The sequence below is a fragment of the Microbacterium jejuense genome, assembly GCF_019511665.1.
Classification (GTDB): domain Bacteria; phylum Actinomycetota; class Actinomycetes; order Actinomycetales; family Microbacteriaceae; genus Microbacterium; species Microbacterium jejuense_A.
The window spans coordinates 305,438-329,642 of record NZ_JAEUAW010000004.1 but is presented as its reverse complement, the minus strand read 5'-3'; the positions used below and the strand labels follow the sequence as shown (position 1 = coordinate 329,642).

Here is a 24,205-nt window from a genome sequence, read left to right as displayed (position 1 = left end):
GTGCCGGGTCGGCGGGATAATCAGGACATGTCCCGCTCGACACGCCCGATCCCCGCGCGCGTCAGGATCCTCTCGGCGATCCTGGCGGTGGCGTGCGTCGGGCTCGCGATCGTCGGCAGCGTGACATTCGTGGTCCAGCGGGAGCAGGCGATCAGCAACGTCAACGAACGGCTCAAGACCCAGGTGGAGTCCCTGCAGGCGGTGGCTCAGGATCCGACTGCGCCCGCGGGGAGCGACGGCGCCTCCGAGGCGACGGACGACCTCGACATCAATCAGTACTCGTCGATCGACGAGTACCTGAAGGCGGTCGTGGCCCGCCTCGTGCCCGCGCGCAACGAGGCGTCGCTCGCACTCGTCGACGGGGTGCCGCGCTGGGTGCCGTCGACGCTGTCGGGATTCAGCATCGCCGACGACCAGCAGCTCATCGACCGTGCCATCGCCGATACCGAGAACGGCGCGACGAAGATGGGCACCGTTGCCACCGACAGCGGCTCGCTGCGGTACATCGCCATCCCGGTGTCGATGCCCGGAGACTCTCACCAGGGTCTCTACATCCGTGCGATCGATCTCGGGGCCGAGCTGCAGCCGGTGACGTTCGCCATGACGACCTACATCATCGCCGCGCTGGCGGTGCTGGCGGCCGTCGGCGTCGTCGGGTGGTTCGTGACCGGCCGGCTGCTGTCGCCGATCCGGCACCTGCGCGAGACGGCGGACTCGATCTCGATCAGCGACCTGTCGGCGCGTCTGGAGCCGCACGGCAACGACGACATCGCCGACCTGTCGCGCACGGTCAACTCGATGCTGGACCGGCTCGAAGGGTCCGTCGACGTGCAGCGTCAGCTCCTCGACGATGTGCGCCACGAACTCAAGACCCCCATCACGATCGTGCGCGGGCACCTCGAGCTCATGAACCCGCGGGACGCCGTCGACGTCGCCTCGGCCCGCGACATCGGGATCTCGGAGCTCGACCGGCTCGCGCGCCTGGTCGAAGACATCGATCTGCTCGCCGCCGCGGAGGCCGACTCGTACACGATGTCGCCGGTCGACCTCGCGGCGCTGACGGCCCGCGTGGGCGAGCTCGTCGCGGTGATCCCCGATCACACGTGGACGGTCGAGGCGCATGCCGACGGCACGGTGGCCGGCGACAGCGACCGCCTGCTGCAGGCATGGCTCCAGCTGGCCGACAACGCCGCCAAGTACACGCCGGCCGGCAGCCCGATCGAGATCGGAAGCTCGACGCAGGTCGACGGCGCGCGACTGTGGGTGCGCGACCACGGTGCCGGCATCCCGCCGGCGGCGCGCGTGCGCATCTTCCGCCGGTTCGACCGCGCCCACGTGCACCGCACGGTCGGCGGCTCAGGACTGGGTCTCGCGATCGTCGACGCGATCGCGAAGGGACATGGCGGGCACTGCGCGGTGACCGACACGCCGGGCGGGGGCGCGACCTTCACCATTCACCTGCCTCTGGTCGAGGCTGAACTGCCGGCTCCCGTGCGCGCGGGCGATGTCGTGCTGCAACGGGAGGCGTCGGGATGACGAGGATCCTCATCGTCGAGGACGAGCCGCGGATCGCCGCGTTCGTCAGCCGCGGGCTCGAATCCGCCGGATACGACACCATGATCGTCGACGACGGTCCCGAGGCGCTGGAGGCGGCGCTGCGCGGCGACGCCGACCTCGTGCTGCTCGACGTGGGCCTGCCCACCATGGACGGGTTCGAGGTGCTGCGCGAGCTGCGCTCCCGGGGTTCGGCGGTGCCGGTGATCATGCTGACGGCGCGTTCCAGCACGCGCGACACCGTCGCCGGATTGGATGCCGGAGCCAACGACTACGTCCCCAAACCGTTCACCTTCGAAGAGCTGCTCGCGCGCGTGCGCTCGCGGCTGCGGGAGAGCGTGCCGCAGCAGGGCGTGTCGGTCTCGCACGGCGACGTGGTGCTCGACATCCTGGCCCGGCGCGCGACCGTCGGCGGCCGCGAGGTCGACCTGTCGGCCCGCGAGTTCGCACTGGCCGAGCAGTTCCTGCGCAACCCTGGACGCGTGCTCAGCCGGGAACAGCTGCTCAGCCGCGTGTGGGGCCTCGACTTCGACCCCGGTTCGAACGTGGTGGACGTCTATGTCCGCTATCTGCGTGGCAAGCTCGGGACGGACCACATCGTGACGGTGCGGGGAGCCGGATACCGCTGGGAGTGACGGTGGCCTTCCCGCAGGATCGCAAGGACGAAGAAGCCCCCGGCGCTGGGGGACGCCGGGGGCTGTGAAGGGCCGGACTGGGGGATCCGACCGCCGTCAGTCGCGCTTGTCTGGGGAATTGCGCGACTGGTCTTTCTTCGCGTGGGGTCCGGCTCCGTTGCCGTTCCCGTTCGAACCCGCGTTCGCGGGGTGCTCTGGATGGGGCTTCTTCGGGCTGACCTCGGACGTCGACGGTCCGAACTGCGTCTGCAGGGAACCGCTGCGGTCAGCCGTGCCCGCTTGCTTGTCGGAGGTGCCACCGGCGCCCGGGCCCACAAGGTCGGCGCTGCCGGTCTGACGATCGTCCGCGGCCGCGCGGCTCAGGCGCTCGATGAGGGCATCGATGCGGCCCGTCGACCACCCGTGATCCTGCGCCCACACGCGAAGCGAGTCCCACGTCCCGGTGGCCCGCGCCGCTTCGATCGCCGCATCGACGTCGGCGGCCGCCTCGCTCGCGTCGGAGGCCGAGGGCGCCGCCGCTGTCCGCGGAGCGGACGCGGTGGGGGCCGTCGGCTCGACGGCGGTCGGATCGGGCGCCTCGACGACCTCGGCCTCGTTCGGCGCCACGACCGGCGTCGTGGCCACAGGAGCCGGCGACGGCGTCGCGGAGGGCGACGACGCGGCCGGGACGAGGACCCTCGACGCGGCGACCGTCGTCGCCGGCGAGTCCTTGAGGGCGGCGGTGTTCGTCATCGCCACGATGCAGACGACGGCGACGCTCGCCGCGACAGCGGTCATGCCGCCCATCACGAGCCCTGTGCGTGCGTCCACAGTCCGTTCCCCACTCCCCTTGCTGTGCGCAGTTCCTCCCTTCAATGGTGACAGACGCCGAGGGGCGGACGCACCCGATGGCGATGAGACTCTTCTCATCCGGTGGGACGACGGCGCGGGCCGGGACCAGTCGTCCCGACCCGCGCCGTCCCGGTCCGCCCGGACGGTTCTCAAGCGAGTTCGCCGGCCTCCAGCAGGTCGGTGACCAGGGCCGCGATCGCCGAGCGCTCGGAGCGCACGAGCGTGACATGGCCGAAGAGACCATGGCCCTTGAGCGTCTCGATGACCGAGGCGACGCCGTCGTGGCGCCCGACGCGCAGGTTGTCGCGCTGGCCCACGTCGTGCGTCAGCACGACGCGCGAATTCTGGCCGATGCGGCTCAGCACCGTCAGCAGCACGTTGCGCTCCAGCGACTGGGCCTCGTCGACGATCACGAAGGCGTCATGCAGCGATCGACCGCGGATGTGGGTGAGCGGCAGGACTTCGAGCATGCCCCGCTCGACGACCTCGTCGAGGACGTTGCCCGACACGACGGACCCGAGGGTGTCGTAGACCGCCTGCCCCCACGGGTTCATCTTCTCCTGCTGGTCGCCGGGCAGGTAGCCGAGCTCCTGGCCGCCGACGGCGAACAGCGGACGGAACACGATGATCTTGCGCTGCTGCTGCCGCTCGAGCACGGCTTCGAGGCCCGCACACAGCGCGAGGGCCGACTTGCCGGTGCCCGCCCGGCCTCCGAGCGAGACGATGCCGACCTCGGGGTCGAGCAGCAGGTCGATCGCGATCCGCTGCTCGGCCGAGCGGCCGTGGAGCCCGAACACCTCCCGGTCGCCGCGCACGAGCCGGTACTCGCCGTCGCCGACGACCCGACCGAGCGCCGAGCCGCGCTCGGAGTGGATGATCAGCCCGGTGTTGACGGGCAGTCCCTTGACGTCGTCGCTGGCGGCGACCTCGCTCTCGTACAGGTCGCTGATGTCGTCGCCCGACACGTCGATCTCAGAGATGCCGGTCCAGCCGGAGTCGACCGCCTGCTCGGCGAGGTACTCCTCCGCGCTCACGCCCAGCGACGCGGCCTTCACGCGCATGGGCAGGTCCTTCGAGACGACCGTGACCTCCTGTCCGTCCTGCGCGAGGTGCATCGCGACCGCCAGGATGCGGCTGTCATTGTCGCCCAGGCGCATGCCCGAGGGCAGGACACCGGCGTCCGTGTTGTTCAGCTCGACCCGCAGCGTGCCGCCGCGACCCACCGGGACGGGGAAGTCCAGCCGCCCGTGCTCGACGCGCAGCTCGTCGAGGTGGCGCAGCGCCTGCCGGGCGAAGTAGCCGATCTCGGGGTCATGCCGCTTGCCTTCGAGCTCGGTGATCACCACGACCGGGATCACGACGTTGTGCTCGGCGAAGCGGAAGAACGCCCGCGGATCGCTCAGCAGCACCGACGTGTCGAGGACGTAGGTGCGCAGGTCCTGATCGGGCAGCTCCCGATCCGACACCGCGACCTGCTCGAGATCCTGACTGCGCTGCTCGTGTGGTGCTCGTGTGGTCACAACCCACTCCCGCCCCGGGTGGTTCACCCGGCAGTCACGAGTCGACCGGTGAGTCACGAGTCGCGATCCTGAGGCCGACTCGACCGGGCTCCTTGCCCGATGCGATCAACGTACGACTCCCCTGCGACATCGGGCGCGCCCGACACGCAGATTGCCGGTGAACTTTTCGTGACGTCGGCGGCCGGCCGCCGGCATCCCTCACCACACGCGGGTCGAGGCGAACGCGGCCAGCGCATCGCCGAACAGCCGCAGCGTGTCGGCGCCGGTGCCGACATGCGGGGCGACGCGGATGCGGCCGGTCCGCGTCGTGACCGTGAGGCCGTGGTTCGCGAGGGATGCCGCCAGCGGGGCCGCGTCCTGCGCGGCAGGCTCGAGCGTCACGATGCCGGCGCGTCGCTCGGGCTCGCGCGGCGTGACGACGGGGATCTCGTAGCGGTCGGCGAAGAACATGACGTCCGAGGCGCGCGCCGCGAGCTCGGCCTCGATGGTCGGCACGCCCACGTCCGCCACCTCGCGCAGCGCCGTCGCGAGCCGGGCCGCGGCCAAGGTGTCGTCGCCGGCCACCGAGAACGCCTGCGCCGAGGCCGCGGGGCCCGGCACGTCGTCGACCGGGAGGTCGCCCTCGACGCCGCGGAACCCCGACAGGACGGGGGCGATGCGCTCGAGCGCCCGGTCGCCGAACCACGCGAAGCCGGTGCCGCGGCCGGCCCGCAGCCACTTGTAGCCGTGACCGCACACGACGTCGGCGGCGAGGTAGTCGGCGTCGACCACGCCGAAGCCCTGCGTCGCGTCGACGATCAGGAGGCGATCGCCGATGACCTCGCGCAGCGCCGGGAGGTCGGCGCGGTAGCCCGTGCGGAAGTCGACGAGGCTGACGGCGACCGCCCGCGTCTCGTCGGTGAGCGCGTCGCGCACGACGTCGGGCGTGATCATGCCGTCGTGGGGCTCGAGCCACTGCGGCTGCAGCGTGCCGAGCGCCTCGGACGCGCGCGTGGCGGCGACCGTGAGGCTCGGGAATTCGCCGCGCCCCAGCATCAGCCCGCCGGCCAGGCCGTAGATCGCGTGCATCAGGCCGTACGTCGTCGAGGGCTGCAGCACGACCTGTTCGGCATCCGCTCCGATCAGCTCGGCGACGAGGTCGCGGGCCTCGCGCACGTGGTCGGCGACGAGCTGGATGCTCGTGCGGCGGCCTGAGCCGAGAAGCTCGGTGTCGCCCTGCGCCTCGCTGCGCACCGCGGGAGAGAGGGGGCCGAACGCGGCCCAGTCGAGGTAGCCCGGCTCGCCGTCGAACGAGGCCAGATACGCGTCCAGATCGGTCACGCCGATCATTCTGGCAGAGCGCGGCACCCCGTGCTGTCCGGGCGGCGGCGGGCGGCGATCCGCGGCCTCAGCCGCCGTAGCGGCGGTCGCGCGACGTGAAGTCCCGGATGGCGCGGAGGAAGTCGACCTCGCGCAGATCGGGTCCGAGCGCCTCCACGAAGTAGAACTCGCTGTGCGCGGACTGCCACAGCAGGAAGTCGCTGAGCCGCTGCTCGCCCGAGGTACGGATCACCAGGTCGGGATCGGGCTGACCGCCCGTGTACAGGTGCTCGCCGATCTGCTCGGGCGTGAGGCTCGCGGCGAGCTCCTCGAGCGAGCCGCCCTCCTGCTGGTGCTGCGCGATGATGCTGCGCACCGCGTCGACGATCTCGCCACGGCCGCCGTAGCCCACCGCGAGGTTGACGTGCATGCCGGGGTTGCCCTTGGTGCGCTGCTCCACGTCCGAGAGCACGCGCGCCAGGTCCGCCGGCAGCGCATCGGCGCGGCCCACGTGCTTGACCCGCCAGTCGCGCTCGCGCGACAGCTCGTCGGCGAGCTGGGCGATGATCTCGATGAGGTCCGACAGCTCGCGCGAATCGCGCTTGCGCAGGTTGTCGTTCGACAGCAGATACAGCGACACGACGCGGATCCCGACGTCGTCGCACCAGCGCAGGAACTCCTTCATCTTCGCGGCGCCGGCACGATGGCCGTGCGCGGCCGAGTCGTACCCCAGCTGCTTCGCCCAGCGGCGGTTGCCGTCGATCATCATCGCGACATGACGGGGAGCGGATGCCGGATCCAGGCGCCGCCGCAGACGGTTGATGTAGAGCCGGTAGAGGGGGCCCCTGCCCTCGTTCGTCTCGCCGCGCACCACACGCCTACGCTACCCCGCTGAGGCCGGTGCCCCTAGCGTGGCACCGAGTCCCGGCATCCCTGAGACGGAGTATGTTCCGCACGCGGCATGCACCGGGATCTACGCTGGGAGCATGAGCCGCCGTCGCCGCCTGCCCCAGGCACCCGAGGTCCCCGTACTGCCGCTCATGGACGCGGCCGCCGTCGATGCGGCGGCGCCCGACATCAAGCCCAGCTGGCGGGGCTGGATCCACGCGGCCACGTTCCCCGTCGCGATCGCCGCGGGCATCGTGCTCATCGTGCTCGCGCAGGGCGCTCCGGCGAAGTGGGCGTCCGCGGTGTTCATGGCGACGTCCCTGCTGCTGTTCGGCAACTCGGCGCTGTACCACCGGTTCAACTGGAAGCCCCGGACCAAGTCGATCCTCAAGCGGATCGACCACGCCAACATCCTGCTGCTCATCGCGGGGACATACACGCCGATCGCGGTGCTCGCACTGCCTCCGCAGAAGGGGATGCTGCTGCTCGTCCTGGTGTGGACCGGGGCGATCCTCGGCATCCTCTTCCGCGTCTTCTGGATCAACGCGCCGCGCTGGCTGTACGTCGCGCTGTATCTCGTGCTCGGGTGGGCCGCGGTCATGTACATCGTCGACCTGTTCCAGGCGAATGCGGCGATGATGGTGCTCGTCATCGTCGGCGGCCTGCTCTACACCGGCGGCGCCGTCGTGTACGCGCTGAAGCGCCCCAATCCGTGGCCGGGCCACTTCGGCTTCCACGAGATCTTCCACGTGTGCACGGTGCTGGCGTTCCTGTGCCACTGGACGGCGTGCCTGCTCATCGCACTGCGCCCGCTGTCGCCGTCGCTGGGCCTTCCCGGCTGAGACGCCGGAGCGGGGGATGCCGCGGCCCTCAGCCTCGCGGCCGCTGCGGCTCATCGCCCCCGTCGCCGGCCGCGTCGACCTCGTCGTCGTCGGTCTCGGTGGCCTCCATCGCACGGGCGGCCTGCTCCTCGGCATCCAGCTCTTCCCGGATGTCGGCCCGCACGCGACCCCGGCGGATGCGGCGCATCATGTCCCACACCAGCAGGATGACCGCGATGGCGACGAACGCGGTCGCGAGGAATCCGACGACGCCGGGCGTCACGAGATCGGGGTCGACCGCCGGCGTGGGAGTGGGCGTCGGTGTCGGCGATCCGGCGGCACCGACGATCCCGGTGCTGACGAAAGCGGCGATCACGTGAAGCATGGGGGTCCTCGCTCTGCCCGCTCGCACGGGCGCGGTCGTCGGCGATGCCCGGAAGCGCATAGCCTGGAGTTCCAGCCTAATCTTCCGGCCGATCCGCCACGGACGGCCGCAGCCCCGAGAGGAGCGGCGTGACCACGCAGGACATGCTCGACGACCGATACGGCCGTCGCCGCTCCCCCGCGCGGCGCTGGCTCATCGGCGGCGGCATCGTGCTCGCCGTCGCGGTCGTCGCCCTGTTCGGCTGGTTCACCGTGAGCGGCGCCCTCGACGACGTGGATGCCGACACGACGGCGTTCGAGGTCGTGGACGCGCATTCGGTGTCGCTCGGCTTCCAGATCACCGCTCCCCCCGGATCGGCGGTGGCGTGCGCCATCGAGGCGCAGGACCAGGAGCACGGCGTCGTCGGCTGGCGGGTCGTCGAGCTGCCGGCGACGGAGGAGCACGCACGGGCGTTCCGCGAGGTCATCCCCACCACGGCGCTCGCGACGACCGGCTTCGTCAACTCGTGCTGGGTTTTGCCCAACCCGGCGGACTGACGTAGTCTGGCTCAAGATCACCACGAATCGCGCCCTGGCCGAGAGCCGGGGCGTTCGGTTTATCCCCCGGACCCCAAGGAGTCAGCCGTGTCCAACGATGCACCCGTGACGTTCCTCACGCAGGACGCATACGACCGTCTGGCCGCCGAGCTCGAGCACCTCTCGACGACCGGTCGTGAAGAGATCGCCAAGCGCATCGAGGCCGCGCGCGAAGAGGGCGACCTCAAAGAGAACGGCGGCTACCACGCCGCCAAGGACGAGCAGGGCAAGCAGGAGGCGCGCATCCGCACGCTGCAGCAGCTCCTGAAGACCGCCACCGTCAGCGAGGCGCCCGAGAGCAACGGCGTCGTCGAGCCCGGCACCGTCATCACCGCGATCGTGGCCGGCGGCGAAGAGGTCTTCCTCCTCGGCAACCGCGAGATCGCAGTGGGCAGCGAGCTCGACGTCTACAGCGAGGCGTCGCCGCTCGGCACCGCGATCCTCGGCCGCAAGGAGGGCGAGAAGACCTCTTACACGGCCCCCAACGGGCGTGAGATCACCGTCGAGATCGTCAAGGTCGAGACGTACAACGGCCAGTGACCGACCGGGCCGCTAGTCCACGACGACGGTCGGGGCGAAGCCGGCCTCCTCGAGCACCGAGATGACGTGCGCGCGGTGCTCCTCGCCGCGCGTCTCGACACTCAGCTGCAGGATGACCTCGCTGATCTGCAGTCCCTGCCCGTGCCGCGTGTGCAGCACTTCGATGACATTCGCGCCGGCGATCGCGAGAAGGTCCGACACCCGCGCCAGCTGGCCGGGACGGTCGGGCAGCGGGATGCGCAGGGTCATGTACCGACCGGATGCCGCCAGCCCGTGCGCGACGACGCGCTGCAGCAGCAGCGGGTCGATGTTGCCGCCCGAGAGCACCGTCACCGTGGGGCCGGTCGCCGCGACCTTGCCGGCGAGGATGGCGGCGACGCCGACGGCGCCCGCCGGCTCGACGACCTGCTTCGCGCGCTCCAGCAGCACGAGGAGCGCGCGGGCGATGTCGTCCTCCGTCACCGTCACGACCTCGTCGACGAGGTCGCGGATGATCTCGAACGGGAGGTCGCCGGGGCGTGCGACCGCGATGCCGTCGGCGATCGTCGGCAGCGTCGCGACATCGAGCGGGTGGCCGGCCGTCAGCGACGGCGGGTAGGCGGCGGAGTTCTCGGCCTGGACGCCGATGATCCGGATGCTGCGCCCCTCTGCGGCCGCGCGTGCCTTCGCGGCGGCGGCGACGCCGGCGATCAGCCCGCCGCCGCCGATGCCGAGCACGATCGTGTCGAGTCCCGGCACCTCGTCCATGAGCTCCAGGCCGAGGGTCCCCTGGCCCGCGATCACGTCGGGGTGGTCGAACGGGTGGATGAACACCGCTCCTGTGCGCTCGGCGAACTCGGCCGCCAGACGCAGCGGCGTTTCGACGGTGGCTCCCTCGAGCACGACGTCGGCTCCGTAGCCGCGCGTCGCGAGCAGCTTGGGCACCGGCACGCCGAGCGGCATGAAGATCGTCGCCGGGATGCCCAGCGCCTTCGCCGCCAGCGCGACGCCCTGGGCGTGGTTGCCCGCCGAGGCCGCCACGACGCCGCGGTCGCGCTCCTCGGGCGTGAGCCGCGAGAGCCGGTACGTCGCCCCCCGGATCTTGAACGACCCCGTGCGCTGGAGGTTCTCGAGCTTCAGATGAACGGGAACGCCCAGCAGGTCGGACAGATGCTGCGACTCGTCCACGGGCGTGTGCGAGATCACGCCTTCGAGGGTGGCGGCGGCATCCTCGAAGTCCGCCAGGGTCGGGCGATGCAGGGCGGACGAGGGGGTCGTGCTCACGAACGGGTTCTCCTGGTTCGGGGGACGGTGCTCCAGATCAGCTCGCCGGTGGGTCTCGCGCCGGTCTGCCACGACCGTTCGCCGATGTACACCGCGACGACGTTGACGAACGCGGCGAGCGGGACGGCGAACAGCGCGCCCGGGATGCCGGCGACCATCGCTCCTCCGGCCACCACGAGCACGACGGCCAGCGGGTGGACCTTGACGGCCGAGCCCATCAGGAGCGGCTGCAGGACGTGTCCTTCGAGCTGCTGCACGCCGAGCACGACGACGAGCATCCACAGCGCGATCCAGGGGCCGTTGTAGACGAGGGCGAGGAAGACCGCGACCGCACCGGTGACGACGGCGCCGACGATGGGGACGAAGGCGCCGAGGAACACCAGCACGGCGACCGGGATCGCGAGGGGCACGCCCAGGAGCGCCGCACCGAGGCCGATGCCGATGGCGTCGATGGTCGCCACCAGCAGCTGCGTGCGGGCGTAGTTGACGACGGTGATCCAGCCGGCGCGCCCGGCCCCGTCGGCGGCGGGTCGCGCCTTCTTCGGGAAGAGGCGCAGCGTCCAGCGCCAGATCCCGGCGCCGTCGGCCAGGAGGCACAGAAGGATGAAGAACGCCAGCACGCCGCCGGTGGCGACATGGCCGAGCGTCGAGCCGATGGCGAGCGCTCCGCTCCACAGCAGCTCGGCCTGCTCCTGCAGGAAGCCGCCGGCCGTCGCCAGCCAGCCGTCGATGTCGCTTTCGGAGATGTCGAAGGGACTGTTCAGCAGGTACTGCCGGAACTGCTCGATCGCGGCTTCGGTGCTCGCCTGCACCGAGGCCCACTGCTGCATGATCTGCCACACGACGAGCCACAGGAGTCCCGTCACGATGGCGAGCGTGCCGACGACCGAGATGACGATCGCCAGCCATCGGGGGACGCGGTGCCGCAGCATCCATGCGAACGCGGGCCACAGCAGCGCCGTGATGAGGATGGCGATCAGGAGCGGGATGACCAGCAGCTTGAGCTGGATGACGAGCCACACCGCGACGCCGATGGCCGCCGCCACCACCAGGAAGCGCCAGGAGTAGGCCGTCGCGAGCTTGAGTCCGCGCGGGACGGACGCGGAGGTCTCGGTGGAGACGACCCTGCTTCGATCGCGGATCGCGTCGAACAGCGAGCCTCGGGACTTGTCATCGGAGCCGGTCATCGCGCCATCTCCTCGTTCCCCCGTTCCGCACCATTGACACAGTCTAGGCGCGTCGCATTCCGCGGCGGTCATGAACCGTTGCGGGTCGGGTGTCGGAGGCCGCGACTACTGTGGCCCGGGTGAAGTCCACGCTCAGCGCCGCCGAGGCGCGGCGAGTCGCCCTCGCCGCTCAGGGGTTCGCGCGTGCGCGGCCCGAGACCGCCGGGACGCGGCAGCTCAACGCCGCGCTCGCGCGCATGGCGACGCTGCAGATCGACTCCGTGAATGTGTTCGCCCGCTCCCACTACATGCCGCTGTTCGCGCGCGTCGGCGCGTACGACACGGCGGCGCTCGACCGTCTGCTGTTCGCCCGGCGGGCGCCGTACGTGGAGTACTGGGCGCACGTCGCGGCGTTCATCCCCGCCTCCGACTGGGGGCTCTTCCGCTTCCGCATGCACGATCTGCGCGCCAAGTACGGCGGCTGGCTCGACACGAACCGCGACATCGCGAGCTGGGTGCTCAGCGAGCTCGCCGATCGCGGACCCCTGCGTCCCGCGCAGATCGAGCACGACGCGAAGAGGGGCGCGCGCGGCCCCTGGTGGGACTGGGACGTCGTCAAGCGAGCGCTCGAGCACTTGTGGCTGTTCGGCGACGTGGCCATCGCCGGGCGCCGGGGCTTCGAGCGGCGGTACGCGCTGGCCGCGGATGTGCTCCCCCGCGAGGCGCGGGAGGCCGAGGTCCCGCGCCAGGACGCCGTGCGCGAGCTCGTGTCACGCGCGGCGCGAGCGTACGGCGTCGCGACGGCGGCCGACCTCGCCGACTACTGGCGCATCGCCGACCGCAAGGCGGTGCTGGCGGCCGTGGCCGATCTCGTCGACGCGGGCGAGCTACAGCCCGTCACGGTGGAGGGGTGGACGAGTGCGGGGCGGCCCGCCCCGGCCTGGGTCCATCGCGATGCCACGGTGCCGCGGCGCATCGAGGCGGCGGCGATCCTGACCCCGTTCGACCCCGTCGTGTGGTTCCGCGACCGCGCCGAGCGCATGTTCGGCTTCGAGTACCGCATCGAGATCTACACCCCGGCCCCCAAGCGCCGGTACGGGTACTACTCGCTGCCCGTCCTCATCGACGACGATCTCGTCGGTCGTGTCGACCTCAAGGCGGACCGCGCCGCGTCGACCCTGCGCGTGCAGTCGGCGTGGTGGGAGCATGCGAGACCAGTGGATGCCGCACCGCGCCTCGCCGAGCAGCTCCGGCTCGCGGCAGCCTGGCAGGGTCTCGAGCGCATCTCGGTGTCGCGCTGGGGTGACGCCACCGAGGATCTCGCCCACGTCCTGCCGGAGGCGTCCCGCCACGACGCCGGACCTTCGGCGCCGGTCGCTCTGGCCGAGGACGAGCCGGAGGTCGACGAACTCGCCGATGAGGAGCTGGCGGGTTAGCGTGGGACGGTGGAACGCAGGGCGGTCATCGGGCTCGTCGTAGCCGGGGCGGCGCTGCTGGTCGCCGGCGCCGGCATCGCGTGGTGGTTGTCGGCCGGCGCGGGGCCCGCCGACGTCGAGCGCACGCCGTCGGCGTCCGTATCGGCATCCTCGACGCCGCAGCCCGACCCCACCGTCGCGATGCAGGAGCAGCTCGAGGCGTACGCGGATGCGTGCGCCACGCCGGCCGCGACGATACCGGAGCACTGCGGCATCGTCGTGCCGTGGGCGGCCGACCTCGCGACGCTGACCGGCATCGCGTTCCGCATCGAGCGGTATCCCGTGATCGCCGTGTCGCCGGACCGGCAGTCGTTCGACGCGACCGGTGGCATCCTGGTGGCGACCGTCACGGGCACCACGCGCGACGGCGCCCCGGGCACCTTCACCTATCGGACCGACGAGTGGGCGCTGCGAGGCGATGTCGCGGTCGAGGATGACCGGACGGTGCTGTCGGTGCGCTGACGCGTCAGCCGAAGCCGGCGCCGACGGGAGTGAGGCCGAGCCAGCGCGCGAGATCGCGGATCTCGGCGTCGACGGCTGCTCGGATCTCGTCGTCGAACGGTTCGTCCTCGTGCAGGGCGTGGATGCGCAGCGCCCCTGCCTTGCGATCCGCCTTGGCGTCGAGCTTGCCGACGAATCGGTCGCCGTGCAGCACCGGCAGCGCGAAGTACCCCCACCGCCGCTTCGCCGCCGGCTTGTACATCTCCAGCACGTACTCGTAGCCGAAGAGCTCGTCCAGGCGGCGGCGGTCGAACACCGCCCGGTCCAGCGGCGAGAGCAGCGCCGTCCGTGGCGTGAAGGCGTCCGCGGCCGCCAGCACCTCCGGATCGACCCGCCACACGCCGTCGACACCGTCGACGACGGCCTCCTCGCCCAGCTCCCCCACCGCGATCGGCTCGATCGGCTGTGCGAGACCCTTGGCACGCGCGATCCCGAACGACGCCAGGCGCCGCTCCGCCCGCTCTCGGGCGGCATCCTCGTCCGACAGCTCGGGCACGTCCGCGGGGTAGACCCTGTCGGCGACGTCGAACAGCCGACCGCCGGCATCCCGCGACGCCACTGCCACGTCGCCGCAGAGCACCAGCATCTCCAGCAGCTGCTGGCTGTTGCGGTTGTTCGTCCATCCCGACGAACGCCACGACACCTGCGCCGTGTCGGGCACCTCGCTCGCGTGCAGCGGGCCTTCGGCGCGCAGGCGCGCCAGGGTCTCGCGCCGGAATGCCTTGTTGGCCGACAGCCACTCGCGCGCCTGCGCCGACTCGGGTCGGCGCCGCATCTCGGGCAGCAGCAGCGGCAGGTCCGTCATGGCGCGGTAGAACCCGCCCCACTCGAACACCGCGCGGTCCTCTTCGAACAGCCGTACGAGATCGGCCGGCTGATACGGCCAGCCGAGCCGGCTCCACAGGATGAGGTCGACGCTCGGCGCGATGGCCGAGGTCGGATCGATCGGCAGGATGGTCAGCGCGTCGATGGTCTCCACGACCCCCGCCGGGCGTTCGGCCGTGAGCAGCTGGCCGTGCAGGGCGATGCGACGGGCCTGGTCACGCGTCAGCCGGTGGACCATGCCGCGACGTCAGAACTGCACGCGCGGGGGCTCCGAGATGGCGGCGCCGTCGATGACCTCGAAGAACTCGCGCTCGTGGAAGCCCAGGTTGCGGGCGAACATGTTGTTCGGGAACACCTTGATCTTGGTGTTCAGCTCGCGCACGCCGCCGTTGTAGAAACGGCGCGAGGCCTGGATCTTGTCTTCGGTGTCGACGATCGACTGCTGCAGCTGCAGGAAGTTCTGACTCGCCTGCAGCTGCGGGTAGGCCTCGGCGACGGCGAACAGCGACTTGAGTGCCTGCTGCATGTGACCCTCGGCGACTCCCGCGTCCGCGGGGCCCGACGCCGACAGCGTCTCGGCGCGTGCGCGGGTCACGTTCTCGAACACGGCCTTCTCGTGGGCCGCGTAGCCCTTGACGGCCTCGATCAGGTTCGGCAGGAGGTCGGCACGGCGCTTCAGCTGCACGGTGATGTCGCTCCATGCCTCATCGACGCGCACGTTCAGCTGGACGAGGGAGTTGTACGTCGCCCAGAGGTAGATGCCGGCGATGACGATCAGCGCCACCACGATGAGGACTGGAATCAGCCATTCCATTGCCGAGTCTCCGTTCGATAGTGCCCTCATCCTATCGACGCACGCCGATGCCGCATGAGCGCCGGGTGCGGACTCTCAGGCGTTACCCACCGAGCACGCGGTCGAGGTACGCGTTGCGGAACAGCCGCTCGGGGTCGAGCCGGTCGCGCAGCGCGACGAAGTCGTGGAAGCGGGGATACCGCTCACGCAGCGCCTCGGCGCCGAGGGTGTGCATCTTGCCCCAGTGCGGTCGCCCGCCGTAGCCCAGCATGATCTGCTCGACGGCCTCGAAGTACTCGGTCGGGTCGTCGCGCCAGTACCGGTGCACCGCGATGTACCCGGAGGCACGGCCGTGCGCGGTCGACAGCCAGCGGTCGTCGGCCGCGGCGAACCGCACCTCGACCGGGAAGCCGATGCGCCAGCCGCGCTCCGCGATGAGGGCGCGCACGGCCTCGAACGCCGGACGCACGTTCTCGACGGGCAGCGCGTACTCCATCTCGCGGAAGCGCACCGACCTGCTGGTCGCGAAGACGCGGGCCGAGGCATCCGTGAACTCCCGATCGCCCCACACCTTCGCCGACAGGCGGTTGATCGGCGGCACGAGGGCGGGAATCGCCTTGCCCGTCGTGCACGCGACCTGGTGCAGGCCGCTGCCGACCAGGGTGTCGTCGACCCACTTGCCGACACGTGACAGGGGGTGCCGCGGTGCGGACTCGGGCAGCCGCGTGTTGGTCTTCGTCATCGCGCGGTCGGTGTGCGGGAACCAGTAGAACTCGAAGTGATCCGCGGCGGCGACACGGTCGTCGAGACCCTCGAGCACCGCGTCGAGCGCCTCGGGCTGCTCCACGGCGTGCAGCACGAAGGCCGGCACGCACTGCAGCGTCACCTCGACGAGAATGCCCAGAGCACCGAGCCCGAGGGCGACGGCGGGAAGCAGTTCGCTATTCTCGGTCTCGTCGATGCGCAGAAGATCCCCGGATGCCGTGACGAGCGTGGCACCGACGACCTGGGTCGCGAGGCCGCCGAACCGCGAGCCGGTGCCGTGCGTGCCCGTCGAGACGGCGCCCGCGACGGACTGCCGGTCGATGTCGCCGAGGTTCTCCATCGCGAGGCCGTACGGCGCCAGCAGCGGCGGAACCTGATGCAGCCGGGTGCCCGCGAGCAGCGTCACCCGCTTGCGCTCCCGATCGACCGCGACCAGCCCCGTCAGATCGCGCAGCTCCAGCAGCACGCCGGGCGCGACCGCGATGCCGGTGAAGCTGTGGCCCGCCCCCACGGCCTTGATCGGAAGGTTCCGCGACGCCGCCGCGACGACGGCCCGCTGCACCGCCTCGACCGTGCGCGGGAATTCGATCCGCTGCGGCCTGACAGACTCCGAGCGCCCCCAGTTGCGCCACACTCCGCCTGGACGGGTCACAGGAACGCCTTCCCCTCACCGCGATACGTCGGCATCGTCGTGACGACGCTGCCGCCGTCGACGACGTGGTACCGGTCCACGCGTTCGGCGAGCTCACCGCTCTTCGAGTGGCGGAACCACACGCGGTCGCCGACCCGCAACCGTCGTGCGGCATCGCCGCGCAGCGGCGTCTGCACCTCACCCGCGCCCTCGCGCGGCACCGTGCGCAGGCCTTCGGGCCACACGGCGCGCGGCTGCCGCGATTCGAGCGCCGGACCCGACGCGATCCACCCGCCGCCGAGGACCGTGGCGATGTCGGGCGCGGGCTTGCGGACCACCTCCAGGGCGAACGCCGCCGCGGGCGCCGGGTCGAACGCGCGGTAGCCGTCGAACAGGTGCCCGGCCAGCAGCCCGCTGCCGGCCGTGACCTCGGTGACGGCCTGATCGGATCCCGTCAGCTCGAGCGACCCCGTGCCGCCGCCGTTGACGAACTCGAGCGGTGCGATGTCGCGCAGCGCCGCGACGATAGCGGCACGGCGCTCGAGCAGCTCGGACCCGGAGCGCCGCTGCATCCACCGGATGACGGCATCCCCCGATCCGGTCGCGTCGCCCTGCCCCGCGATCTGCGCCTCGTACATCATGAGGCCGACCAGCCGGAAGCCCTCGCGCGCAGCGATCGAGCGGGCGAGCGCGGCGACCTCAGCGGCATCGTGCACCGGCGAGCGGAACACGCCGATGTGGCCGAGCGCCGGCGCCCGCCACGACGCGTCCGCGTCGATGGCCACGCGGATCTCGGGGCGCGTGCCGGGCGCCGCGATCGCATCGACGAGATCGAGCTGGGCGAGGTCGTCGACCATCAGGGTGATGCGGGATGCCGCCACCTCATCGGCCGCGAGCGCGGCGAGGGCCGCACGATCCACCGTCGGATAGCCCAGCACGATGTCGTCGTGCCCGGGCGCACCGTCGCGGTCCTGCGCCAGCCACAGCGCCTCGGGAAGCGTGAACGCCAGGATGCCCTGGTAGCCCGGCAGGGCGAGGACGGCGTCGATGACCTCACGCACGCGGACGGACTTGCTCGCGACGCGGATCGGCACGCCGCCGGCGCGCACGACCAGATCGAGGGCGTTGTAACGGAGTGCCTCGGCGTTGATCGCGGCGACAGGGCCGCTCACATCGGCGAGAGCATGACTCATGGCGCCCCAGTAGGACGCGGAGTGGCTCCACGGCTTCGTCGCCGTGGGGGTGGACAGCAGATCGAGACTCATACGGCTCGCTTCGGGTGCGCGCGCATCGCTCCAGCCTAGAGCCCCGGCCCGCCTGCCGATGACGGACGCGCCCGATGATCCCGGGCGCTCCGCGTGCGATTCCGGTTCAGCCGGCGCGGCGGTCGGCGCGCTCCTGCTCGACCTCTTCTTCGGCCCCGTACACGGCGATCGGCGGCGCCCCCGAGATCAGGGCGACGAACTTCCACAGCCAGCCGCTCCTGGGAGCCTCCTGCGGAGCGCTCTTCTGCTCGTCCATCCCCGCCTCCTCGCGCTTTCCCCCAGGTTAGCGCGGGTAATCGGTGAGCGCGAGTGGTCTCGACGGTACCCCCGGTGGGACTCGAACCCACACTGAAGCGATTTTAAGTCGCCTGCCTCTGCCATTGGGCTACGGGGGCGCACTGTCCGCGGATGCGCGAATGCCGCAGGCTCATCTTCTCAGACGAGACTGCGGCATTCGCGGACGCTCAGTTGGCGGCGACCTTCTCGGCGTCGGCGGCCTTCTTCGCGGGAGCCTTGCGCACGGGAGCCTTCTTGGCCGGCGCGGCCGGCTCGGCGGGCGCCTCGACCGGCTGCGGCGGACGCGGCCGGGCGGCGAACTCTTCGAAGACGTAGCGCGGGTTCTGCACCGTCGACAGGTTGACGAGGTCGCGACCGAGCCAGAAGTTGTTCCACCAGCCCCACAGCACGCGCCACTTGCGCTCCCACGACGGCATCGCCAGGCCGTGGTAGCCGCGGTGCGCGAGCCACGCGATCCAGCCCTTCAGGGCGAGGTTGCCCGACTGGAACACGCCGACCCACAGACCCAGGCCCGCCACCGCGCCGAGGTTCTTGTGGAAGTACTGACGGGGAAGCTCGCCGCGCAGCACGGCGACCAGGTTCTTCGCGAGGAGCTTCGCCTGGCGCACCGCGTGCTGCGCGTTGGGCACGCAGTAGCCGCCCACGCCGCCGCCCGACAGGTCGGGGACAGCAGACACGTCACCAGCGGCCCAGGCGCCCTCGACGAACTCATCCTCGGTGCCCACGCGCAGGTCGGCGCGCGTGCGGATGCGGCCGCGCTCCTCGACGGGGAGGTCGCCGCCGCGGACGACAGTGGGGTTCGCCATGACGCCGGCCGTCCATATGATCAGGTCGGTCGGGATGACCTCGCCGGTCGACAGCTGGACGTTGCCGTCCACCGCACCCTGCACCTGCGTGTCGAGGTGCACGGACGCGCCGCGCTTGGCGAGGTTCTTCAGCACCCACTCGCTCGTCTTGAGCGACACCTCGGGCATGATGCGCCCCATCGCCTCGATGAGGTGGAAGTGCGTGTCGTCGAACGTCAGCTGCGGGTAGCTCTTGACGAGCGACGACGCCAGCGAGCGGAGCTCGGCGAAGACCTCGATGCCCGCGAACCCGCCGCCCACGACGACGACCGTCAGCAGGCGGTCGCGCTCGGGTCCGGGGGGAAGCGTCGACGCCTTGTCGAAGTTCGACATCAGCCGGTCGCGGATCGCGACGGCCTCTTCGATCGTCTTGAGGCCGATCGCGTTGTCGGCGATGCCGGGGATCGGGAACGTACGCGAGACGGCACCGGCCGTCACGACGATCTGGTCGTACTCGAACTCGTAGGGCTCGCCGGCGATGGGCGTGATGGTCGCCGTCTTGTGCGCGTGATCGATGCCGGTCACCTTGGCGGCCACGACGTTCGTGCGCTTGAGGTGGCGACGCAGCGCCACGACCGCGTGGCGCGCCTCGATCGAACCGGCGGCCACCTCGGGGAGGAACGGCTGGTAGGTCATGTAGGGCAGGGGGTCGACGATCGTGACCTCTGCCTCACCCTTGCGAAGATGCTTCTCGAGCTTCCACGCAGTGTAGAAGCCTGCGTATCCGCCGCCGACGATAAGGATCTTTGGCACGGTGTTGCTCACGGTGGGGACTACTCCTGGATGTCAGCGGCTCGGCGTGGGGGACGCCAATCGGATGCGTCGGACAGCAGCGGTGACGCCGAGCGCCACCAGTATAGCGGCCGCTGTGAGCAACGTGAGCGGCAGGGTCCCGTACAGGACGGTGTCGCGGTCGGGCAGCAGCGGCGAGGACGCGCGCGTCACCGTGTCGGCCTTGGGCAGCGGCGGCACTTCGGCGACGGGCTCAGGCTCCGTCGGAAGAGGCTCCGACTGCGCCCGCCGGTACAGCCGGACCCAGTCCTTGAGGCTGCCCATGGGGTTGGCGTCGACGCTCGGGACCTCCGCCGACACGGCGGCCGCGGCATCCACGAGTCCATAGCCGTACAGCAGCTTGTCGGCGGGGTCGGCGCCCACCGCGTGGGCGGTCTTGACGATGCGGTTGATGACGTTGTCGGCGTCGAGCTCGGGATGCGCGGCCCGCACCAGCGCGGCGATGCCCGCCACGATCGGCGCCGCGCCGCTCGTGCCGTCCCACGAGACCACGGTCCCGTCGGCCGAGACGCCGACGAGCTCTTCGCTGGGCGCCGAGACGCCGATCGTGATGCCCTGTGTCGACGCGTCGACGCTCGCCTTGCCGGAGCGGTCCACACCGCCGACGGTGAGCACGCCGGGGATCGTGGCCGGGGCGCCCACCTTCGTGGTGCCGCTCCCCCGGTTGCCGGCCGCCACGACGATCACGACGTCGTTGTCGAACGCGTACTGGAACGCCTCGTCCCAGCTCTCGGGCCAGTCGGGCACGTTCGTGGTCAGCGACATGTTGATGACGTCGGCGCCGTTGTCGACAGACCAGTGGATCGCGTCGACGATCTGGTCGGCGAACGACCGCGTCGCCGACGACCCGAATCCGACCGAGACCGACAGCAGCTGCGCCTCGGGCGCGACGCCGATCACCCCGGTGTCGGGGCCCGTGCCGCGACCCGCGGCCAGCGACGCGACCCAGCTGCCGTGGTCGGCGTCGACCGCCCCGACCGGGGTGCGGCCGTCGGACGAGCCGGCGCCCGACACGTCGGTGCCGGCGCTCACCGCGCCGTCGAACTCGGTCGACCCCCGGCCGATGCCGGTGTCGACGATCGCGATCTTGACGCCGGCGCCGCGCGTGGTCTGCCACGCCTCGGCGATGCCGTAGTCGTTCAGCCAGTACTGCGCCGCGCGCACCGGGTCCTCACCCGCAGCTGCCGGCGGGGAGCCTCCGGGCGTCGCCGCCTGCGCCGTCGCCGGCGCGCCCGCGACGAGCGTCACGGCGATGGCAGCGGCGGCGAGACCGCCCCGGAGGCGACGGATCATCCGGCCGCGCCCGGCTCGGCGCACACGCAGCGATCGGGCGACCACGACGACAGCTGCAGCGCGCGGTCCCCGATCGGATTCACGCCCGGCCCCGCGGCGAGCGCGTGACCGGCGAGGGCGTGCAGGCACTTGACGCGCGTGGGCATGCCGCCCGCCGAGATCCCGGCGATCTCTTCGGGCTCGCCGAACGCGGCGCGGTCGCGCAGGTACGCCTCGTGCGCCCGCCGGTACGCCTGGGCCACCTCGTCGTCGGCGAGCTCCTCCGACAGCTCGCGCATGACGTGGTCGGCTTCGAGGGTCGACATCGCCGCGGTCGCGGCGGGGTGCGTCAGGTAGTAGAACGTCGGGAACGGCGAGCCGTCGGGCAGCCGGGGCGAGGTGGCCACGACGGTCGGGTTGCCGCACACGCAGCGCGCAGCGATGGCGACGACCCCACGAGCGGGACGCCCCAGCTGCTCGCGAAGCACGGCGAGGTCGGCGTCGCTGACAGGGGGGAACGGCGGAGTCGTCACGATTCCAGGCTACCGAAGGCGCCTGGGACGCGGCTGGACCGTGACCGCCTGCGACGACTCACGGGGTGGGCGTGCCACCCGTGGGTGCGGGGTCGGTGGAGGTGTCGTCGGGCACGCCGAACGTGATCGGCGCGACCGTCTGGGCGAGCCCTGCCTCGGTGACCGAGCGCACGAGCTGCGACATCCAGTCGGTCTCGGCGGCCTCGACCTGGTCGCTCACGGGCGCCTGTTCCTGCGGCGCCAGCTCGGGCGGCAGGTCGTTGTCGACGAGGTAGACCACCTCGCCCGGCTTGACGTAGTACAGCCGCTCGCGCGCCTGCGTCGTGATGTAGGCGGGATCCTGCCACCGCTCGCGCTGCGCCTTCAGGTCGGCGACCTCTTCGCGGCTGAGCTTCACCGCGGCCTCGAGCGCGGCGATCTGCTGGCGCTGGTCGACGTACGTGCCGATCGTCGGCACCAGGACGAACGCGGCGAGGACCACGAGTCCCAGCATGATCGCCATGAAGCCCGACAGGCGGATGCCGCCGAGCCAGCCCCGGACGTCGACGGGGCGCCGGCCCGGCACCGGGCGCCGGCGGATGGGACGGGAAGGGGGAGCCGTCGTCCTGGCCACGGCTCCCCCTCTCGTCAGCAGACTCTGTGCGCGTCAGCCCTTGAACCGGGGGAACGCTCCGCGACCCGCGAAGACCGCGGCGTCGCCGAGCTCTTCCTCGATGCGCAGAAGCTGATTGTATTTCGCGACGCGCTCACTGCGAGCGGGCGCGCCGGTCTTGATCTGACCGCAGTTCACGGCGACCGCGAGGTCGGCGATCGTGGTGTCCTCGGTCTCGCCCGAACGGTGCGACAGCATCGAGCGGTACCCGTTCTGGGTGGCCAGGGCCACCGCGTCGAGCGTCTCGGTCAGCGTTCCGATCTGGTTGACCTTGACGAGCAGCGCGTTCGCGACGCCCAGGTCGATGCCGCGCTGCAGGCGCTCGGGGTTCGTGACGAACAGGTCGTCGCCGACGAGCTGCACCTTGGTGCCGAGCTCGTCGGTGAGGGCCTTCCACGCGTCCCAGTCGTCCTCGGCGAGGGCGTCCTCGATCGTGACGATCGGGTAGTTCTCGACCAGGTCGGCGAAGTAGCCGGTGAGCTTCTCGGCCGACCACGCCTGGCCCTCGACGGTGTACACGCCGTCCTTGAAGAACTCGGTGGCGGCGACGTCGAGACCGACGGCGACGTCCTTGCCGGGCGTGAAGCCCGCCTTCTCGATCGCCTTGATGAGGAAGTCGAGGCCCTCGCGGTTGCTGGGCAGGTCGGGGGCGAAGCCGCCCTCGTCGCCGAGGCCGGTGGCGTAGCCCGCGGCCTTCAGCTCGCCCTTGAGGACGTGGTAGACCTCGGTGCCCCAGCGCAGCGACTCGCGGTAGGTCTCGGCGCCGATCGGAGCCAGGAAGAACTCCTGGAAGTCGATGCCGTTGTCGGCGTGCTCGCCGCCGTTGATGACATTGAACAGCGGCACGGGCAGGACGTGCGCGTTCGGGCCGCCGAGGTAGCGGAACAGCGGCAGGTCGGCCGAGTCGGCAGCGGCCTTGGCGACCGCGAGCGAGATGCCGAGGATCGCGTTGGCGCCGGTGCGCTCCTTGTTGGAGGTGCCGTCGGTCTCGTTGAGGATCTCGTCGATGACGCGCTGCTCGCTCGCCTCGACGCCCTCGATGGCCGGTCCGAGCTCGTCGATGACGGCGTCGATGGCCTTCAGGACGCCCTTGCCGCCGTAGCGGCCCTTGTCGCCGTCGCGCAGCTCGTACGCCTCGAAAGCGCCGGTCGACGCGCCGGAGGGGACGGCCGCACGCTGGACGATCCCGTCGTCGAGCAGCACCTCCACCTCGACGGTCGGGTTTCCGCGCGAGTCGAGGATCTCGCGCGCGCCTACAGCCTCGATCTGTGCCACAGGGGTTCTCCTAATTCGTGGAGGTGGGTGGTTCTCGGAGCGTCGTCGGTCCGTGATGAGTCTAGTGAACCGGCTCGTCGCGTGACGGGGATGCCGGCGGCCGCGGCATCCCCGTCACGTGAGGCGTCAGACGACCAGGGCCAGGGCGATCCCGTCGTAGCCCTTCGCGTCGAGGGTCTGCAGCGCCGTGGCGTCGAAGCGCGGGTCGCGGCCGAGCATCTCGAGTCCCCGCTGCACGCCGATGATCTGGGGGTTCTCGGTGGCGGGGTTGGCGACCTCGCCACCGCGCACCGCGTTGTCGACCATGACGATGGTGCCGGGGTGCCCGAGCCGGGCCGCCCAGTCGAGGTAGATCGTGTTGGACTCCTTGTCGGCGTCGATGAAGACGAGGTCGAAGCTCTCGCCGCCCTCCAGCGTCGGCAGCACGTCGGCGCCGCGCCCGAGCAGGATGTCGACGCGGTCGCCGACGCCCGCGCGGTCGAGGTTGGCACGCGCGATGTCGGCGTTGCGGGGCTCGGCCTCGATCGTCACGACGCGGCCGTCCTCGGGCAGCGCGCGTGCGAGCCAGATCGTGGAGTACGCGCCCAGCGTGCCGATCTCGAGCACGCGTCGTGCACCCGACATGCGCGCGACGAGGTGCAGCAGCTTGCCGTTGACGGGTGCGACCTCGATCGCCGGCAGCCCGGCCTGGTTCTGGTCTTCGACGGCCTGGTCGAGCGCCGGATCGTGACCGACCAGCAGCTCGGTCAGGTAGGCGTCGACGCGGCGCCAGGTGTCGGGGGTGGGGTCAGCCATGCCCCCAGCAAA

25 protein-coding genes and 1 tRNA gene are annotated in these 24,205 nt (G+C 71.2%); 7 read left to right on the top strand and 19 right to left on the bottom strand.

Translation table 11 applies throughout. The features are described from left to right. Positions 1-27: 27 nt before the first annotated feature. Together JNB62_RS07435 and JNB62_RS07430 are read left to right on the top strand one after the other, a co-directional pair. A complete protein-coding gene (locus JNB62_RS07435; RefSeq protein ID WP_220300222.1) occupies positions 28-1,536 on the top strand; it encodes a sensor histidine kinase in 1,509 nt (502 codons plus the stop codon). Then, entirely contained in the window at positions 1,533-2,189 is a 657-nt protein-coding gene (locus JNB62_RS07430; protein WP_220300221.1) for a response regulator transcription factor, read from the top strand. The genes JNB62_RS07435 and JNB62_RS07430 overlap by 4 nt, the downstream gene beginning before the upstream one ends. A gap of 96 nt (positions 2,190-2,285) precedes the next feature. On the opposite strand, the gene JNB62_RS07425 is transcribed toward JNB62_RS07430, so the two are convergent. The 4 genes from JNB62_RS07425 to JNB62_RS07410 form a co-directional block, all read right to left on the bottom strand. Further along, positions 2,286-2,999: a hypothetical protein gene (locus tag JNB62_RS07425; RefSeq protein ID WP_220300220.1), complete on the bottom strand. Its 714-nt coding sequence runs from the start codon at positions 2,997-2,999 to the stop codon at positions 2,286-2,288. Between the two features lie 170 nt (positions 3,000-3,169). Then, the gene (locus tag JNB62_RS07420; protein ID WP_220300300.1) at positions 3,170-4,486 is read right to left on the bottom strand and encodes a PhoH family protein; all 1,317 of its coding nucleotides are present in this window, start codon (positions 4,484-4,486) and stop codon (positions 3,170-3,172) included. Between the two features lie 252 nt (positions 4,487-4,738). Continuing rightward, on the bottom strand, positions 4,739-5,869 hold the full coding sequence (locus JNB62_RS07415; RefSeq protein WP_222855794.1) for an aminotransferase class V-fold PLP-dependent enzyme: 1,131 nt from the start codon (positions 5,867-5,869) through the stop codon (positions 4,739-4,741). A 58-nt stretch (positions 5,870-5,927) separates the two neighbouring features. Then, on the bottom strand, positions 5,928-6,713 hold the full coding sequence (locus JNB62_RS07410) for an isoprenyl transferase (RefSeq protein WP_220300218.1): 786 nt from the start codon (positions 6,711-6,713) through the stop codon (positions 5,928-5,930). A 112-nt stretch (positions 6,714-6,825) separates the two neighbouring features. Here JNB62_RS07410 and trhA point away from each other — a divergent pair, with 112 nt between their 5' ends. Further along, a complete protein-coding gene (gene trhA / locus JNB62_RS07405; RefSeq protein WP_220300217.1) occupies positions 6,826-7,569 on the top strand; it encodes a PAQR family membrane homeostasis protein TrhA in 744 nt (247 codons plus the stop codon). A gap of 28 nt (positions 7,570-7,597) precedes the next feature. Here the strand turns inward: trhA and JNB62_RS07400 are convergent, their stop codons facing one another. Next, positions 7,598-7,933: a hypothetical protein gene (locus tag JNB62_RS07400; protein ID WP_223230991.1), complete on the bottom strand. Its 336-nt coding sequence runs from the start codon at positions 7,931-7,933 to the stop codon at positions 7,598-7,600. Between the two features lie 128 nt (positions 7,934-8,061). On the opposite strand from JNB62_RS07400, the gene JNB62_RS07395 reads away from it, so the two are divergent. After that, on the top strand, positions 8,062-8,469 hold the full coding sequence (locus JNB62_RS07395) for a DUF4307 domain-containing protein (RefSeq protein ID WP_220300215.1): 408 nt from the start codon (positions 8,062-8,064) through the stop codon (positions 8,467-8,469). Positions 8,470-8,556: 87 nt separating this feature from the next. Then, positions 8,557-9,048 (top strand): transcription elongation factor GreA, encoded by a 492-nt coding sequence (greA, locus tag JNB62_RS07390; protein ID WP_220300214.1) that lies wholly within the window; start codon positions 8,557-8,559, stop codon positions 9,046-9,048. Between the two features lie 12 nt (positions 9,049-9,060). On the opposite strand, the gene ilvA is transcribed toward greA, so the two are convergent. Together ilvA and JNB62_RS07380 are read right to left on the bottom strand one after the other, a co-directional pair. Beyond that, a complete protein-coding gene (ilvA, locus tag JNB62_RS07385) occupies positions 9,061-10,311 on the bottom strand; it encodes a threonine ammonia-lyase (RefSeq protein WP_308291749.1) in 1,251 nt (416 codons plus the stop codon). Further along, entirely contained in the window at positions 10,308-11,498 is a 1,191-nt protein-coding gene (locus tag JNB62_RS07380; RefSeq protein WP_220300213.1) for an AI-2E family transporter, read from the bottom strand. The genes ilvA and JNB62_RS07380 overlap by 4 nt, the downstream gene beginning before the upstream one ends. A gap of 119 nt (positions 11,499-11,617) precedes the next feature. Between JNB62_RS07380 and JNB62_RS07375 the strand changes: the two genes are divergently transcribed. Beyond that, a complete protein-coding gene (locus JNB62_RS07375) occupies positions 11,618-12,913 on the top strand; it encodes a winged helix-turn-helix domain-containing protein (RefSeq protein ID WP_220300212.1) in 1,296 nt (431 codons plus the stop codon). A gap of 9 nt (positions 12,914-12,922) precedes the next feature. Continuing rightward, positions 12,923-13,414, top strand: coding sequence for a hypothetical protein (locus JNB62_RS07370; RefSeq protein ID WP_220300211.1), 492 nt, complete (start codon positions 12,923-12,925; stop codon positions 13,412-13,414). 4 nt (positions 13,415-13,418) lie between these two features. Here the strand turns inward: JNB62_RS07370 and JNB62_RS07365 are convergent, their stop codons facing one another. From JNB62_RS07365 to JNB62_RS07310, 12 genes are all read right to left on the bottom strand, one after another. Continuing rightward, on the bottom strand, positions 13,419-14,516 hold the full coding sequence (locus JNB62_RS07365; protein ID WP_220300210.1) for a DNA glycosylase AlkZ-like family protein: 1,098 nt from the start codon (positions 14,514-14,516) through the stop codon (positions 13,419-13,421). Between the two features lie 9 nt (positions 14,517-14,525). Next, positions 14,526-15,092 (bottom strand): LemA family protein, encoded by a 567-nt coding sequence (locus JNB62_RS07360; protein ID WP_220300209.1) that lies wholly within the window; start codon positions 15,090-15,092, stop codon positions 14,526-14,528. An 82-nt stretch (positions 15,093-15,174) separates the two neighbouring features. Beyond that, a complete protein-coding gene (locus JNB62_RS07355; protein WP_220300208.1) occupies positions 15,175-16,488 on the bottom strand; it encodes a D-arabinono-1,4-lactone oxidase in 1,314 nt (437 codons plus the stop codon). Beyond that, the gene (locus tag JNB62_RS07350) at positions 16,485-17,732 is read right to left on the bottom strand and encodes an alanine racemase (protein WP_220300207.1); all 1,248 of its coding nucleotides are present in this window, start codon (positions 17,730-17,732) and stop codon (positions 16,485-16,487) included. The genes JNB62_RS07355 and JNB62_RS07350 overlap by 4 nt, the downstream gene beginning before the upstream one ends. Positions 17,733-17,838: 106 nt before the next feature. Further along, a complete protein-coding gene (locus JNB62_RS07345) occupies positions 17,839-17,988 on the bottom strand; it encodes a hypothetical protein (protein WP_220300206.1) in 150 nt (49 codons plus the stop codon). 66 nt (positions 17,989-18,054) lie between these two features. Further along, positions 18,055-18,127 (bottom strand) — tRNA-Leu (locus JNB62_RS07340). Positions 18,128-18,196: 69 nt separating this feature from the next. Beyond that, the gene (locus JNB62_RS07335; RefSeq protein ID WP_220300205.1) at positions 18,197-19,627 is read right to left on the bottom strand and encodes an NAD(P)/FAD-dependent oxidoreductase; all 1,431 of its coding nucleotides are present in this window, start codon (positions 19,625-19,627) and stop codon (positions 18,197-18,199) included. Between the two features lie 33 nt (positions 19,628-19,660). Further along, on the bottom strand, positions 19,661-20,959 hold the full coding sequence (locus tag JNB62_RS07330; RefSeq protein ID WP_222855793.1) for a S8 family serine peptidase: 1,299 nt from the start codon (positions 20,957-20,959) through the stop codon (positions 19,661-19,663). Next, entirely contained in the window at positions 20,956-21,471 is a 516-nt protein-coding gene (locus JNB62_RS07325; protein WP_220300203.1) for a DUF501 domain-containing protein, read from the bottom strand. The genes JNB62_RS07330 and JNB62_RS07325 overlap by 4 nt, the downstream gene beginning before the upstream one ends. Positions 21,472-21,529: 58 nt before the next feature. Beyond that, positions 21,530-22,084, bottom strand: a complete 555-nt coding sequence (locus JNB62_RS07320; RefSeq protein WP_308291748.1) for an FtsB family cell division protein — start codon at positions 22,082-22,084, stop codon at positions 21,530-21,532. Positions 22,085-22,117: 33 nt separating this feature from the next. After that, the gene (gene eno / locus JNB62_RS07315; RefSeq protein ID WP_220300202.1) at positions 22,118-23,398 is read right to left on the bottom strand and encodes a phosphopyruvate hydratase; all 1,281 of its coding nucleotides are present in this window, start codon (positions 23,396-23,398) and stop codon (positions 22,118-22,120) included. Positions 23,399-23,524: 126 nt separating this feature from the next. Next, entirely contained in the window at positions 23,525-24,193 is a 669-nt protein-coding gene (locus JNB62_RS07310) for an O-methyltransferase (protein WP_220300201.1), read from the bottom strand. Positions 24,194-24,205: the final 12 nt, after the last annotated feature.

What these genes read in the sequence shown, in the direction of transcription:
- JNB62_RS07435 (WP_220300222.1), top strand. Translation starts at nt 28, where the DNA reads ATGTCCCGCTCGACACGCCCGATCCCCGCGCGCGTCAGGATCCTCTCG.
- trhA (WP_220300217.1), top strand. Translation starts at nt 6,826, where the DNA reads ATGAGCCGCCGTCGCCGCCTGCCCCAGGCACCCGAGGTCCCCGTACTG.
- JNB62_RS07415 (WP_222855794.1), bottom strand. Translation starts at nt 5,869, where the DNA reads ATGATCGGCGTGACCGATCTGGACGCGTATCTGGCCTCGTTCGACGGC.
- JNB62_RS07310 (WP_220300201.1), bottom strand. Translation starts at nt 24,193, where the DNA reads ATGGCTGACCCCACCCCCGACACCTGGCGCCGCGTCGACGCCTACCTG.
- JNB62_RS07345 (WP_220300206.1), bottom strand. Translation starts at nt 17,988, where the DNA reads ATGGACGAGCAGAAGAGCGCTCCGCAGGAGGCTCCCAGGAGCGGCTGG.
- JNB62_RS07330 (WP_222855793.1), bottom strand. Translation starts at nt 20,959, where the DNA reads ATGATCCGTCGCCTCCGGGGCGGTCTCGCCGCCGCTGCCATCGCCGTG.
- JNB62_RS07360 (WP_220300209.1), bottom strand. Translation starts at nt 15,092, where the DNA reads ATGGAATGGCTGATTCCAGTCCTCATCGTGGTGGCGCTGATCGTCATC.
- JNB62_RS07380 (WP_220300213.1), bottom strand. Translation starts at nt 11,498, where the DNA reads ATGACCGGCTCCGATGACAAGTCCCGAGGCTCGCTGTTCGACGCGATC.
- JNB62_RS07365 (WP_220300210.1), bottom strand. Translation starts at nt 14,516, where the DNA reads ATGGTCCACCGGCTGACGCGTGACCAGGCCCGTCGCATCGCCCTGCAC.
- JNB62_RS07350 (WP_220300207.1), bottom strand. Translation starts at nt 17,732, where the DNA reads ATGAGTCTCGATCTGCTGTCCACCCCCACGGCGACGAAGCCGTGGAGC.
- JNB62_RS07430 (WP_220300221.1), top strand. Translation starts at nt 1,533, where the DNA reads ATGACGAGGATCCTCATCGTCGAGGACGAGCCGCGGATCGCCGCGTTC.
- JNB62_RS07400 (WP_223230991.1), bottom strand. Translation starts at nt 7,933, where the DNA reads ATGCTTCACGTGATCGCCGCTTTCGTCAGCACCGGGATCGTCGGTGCC.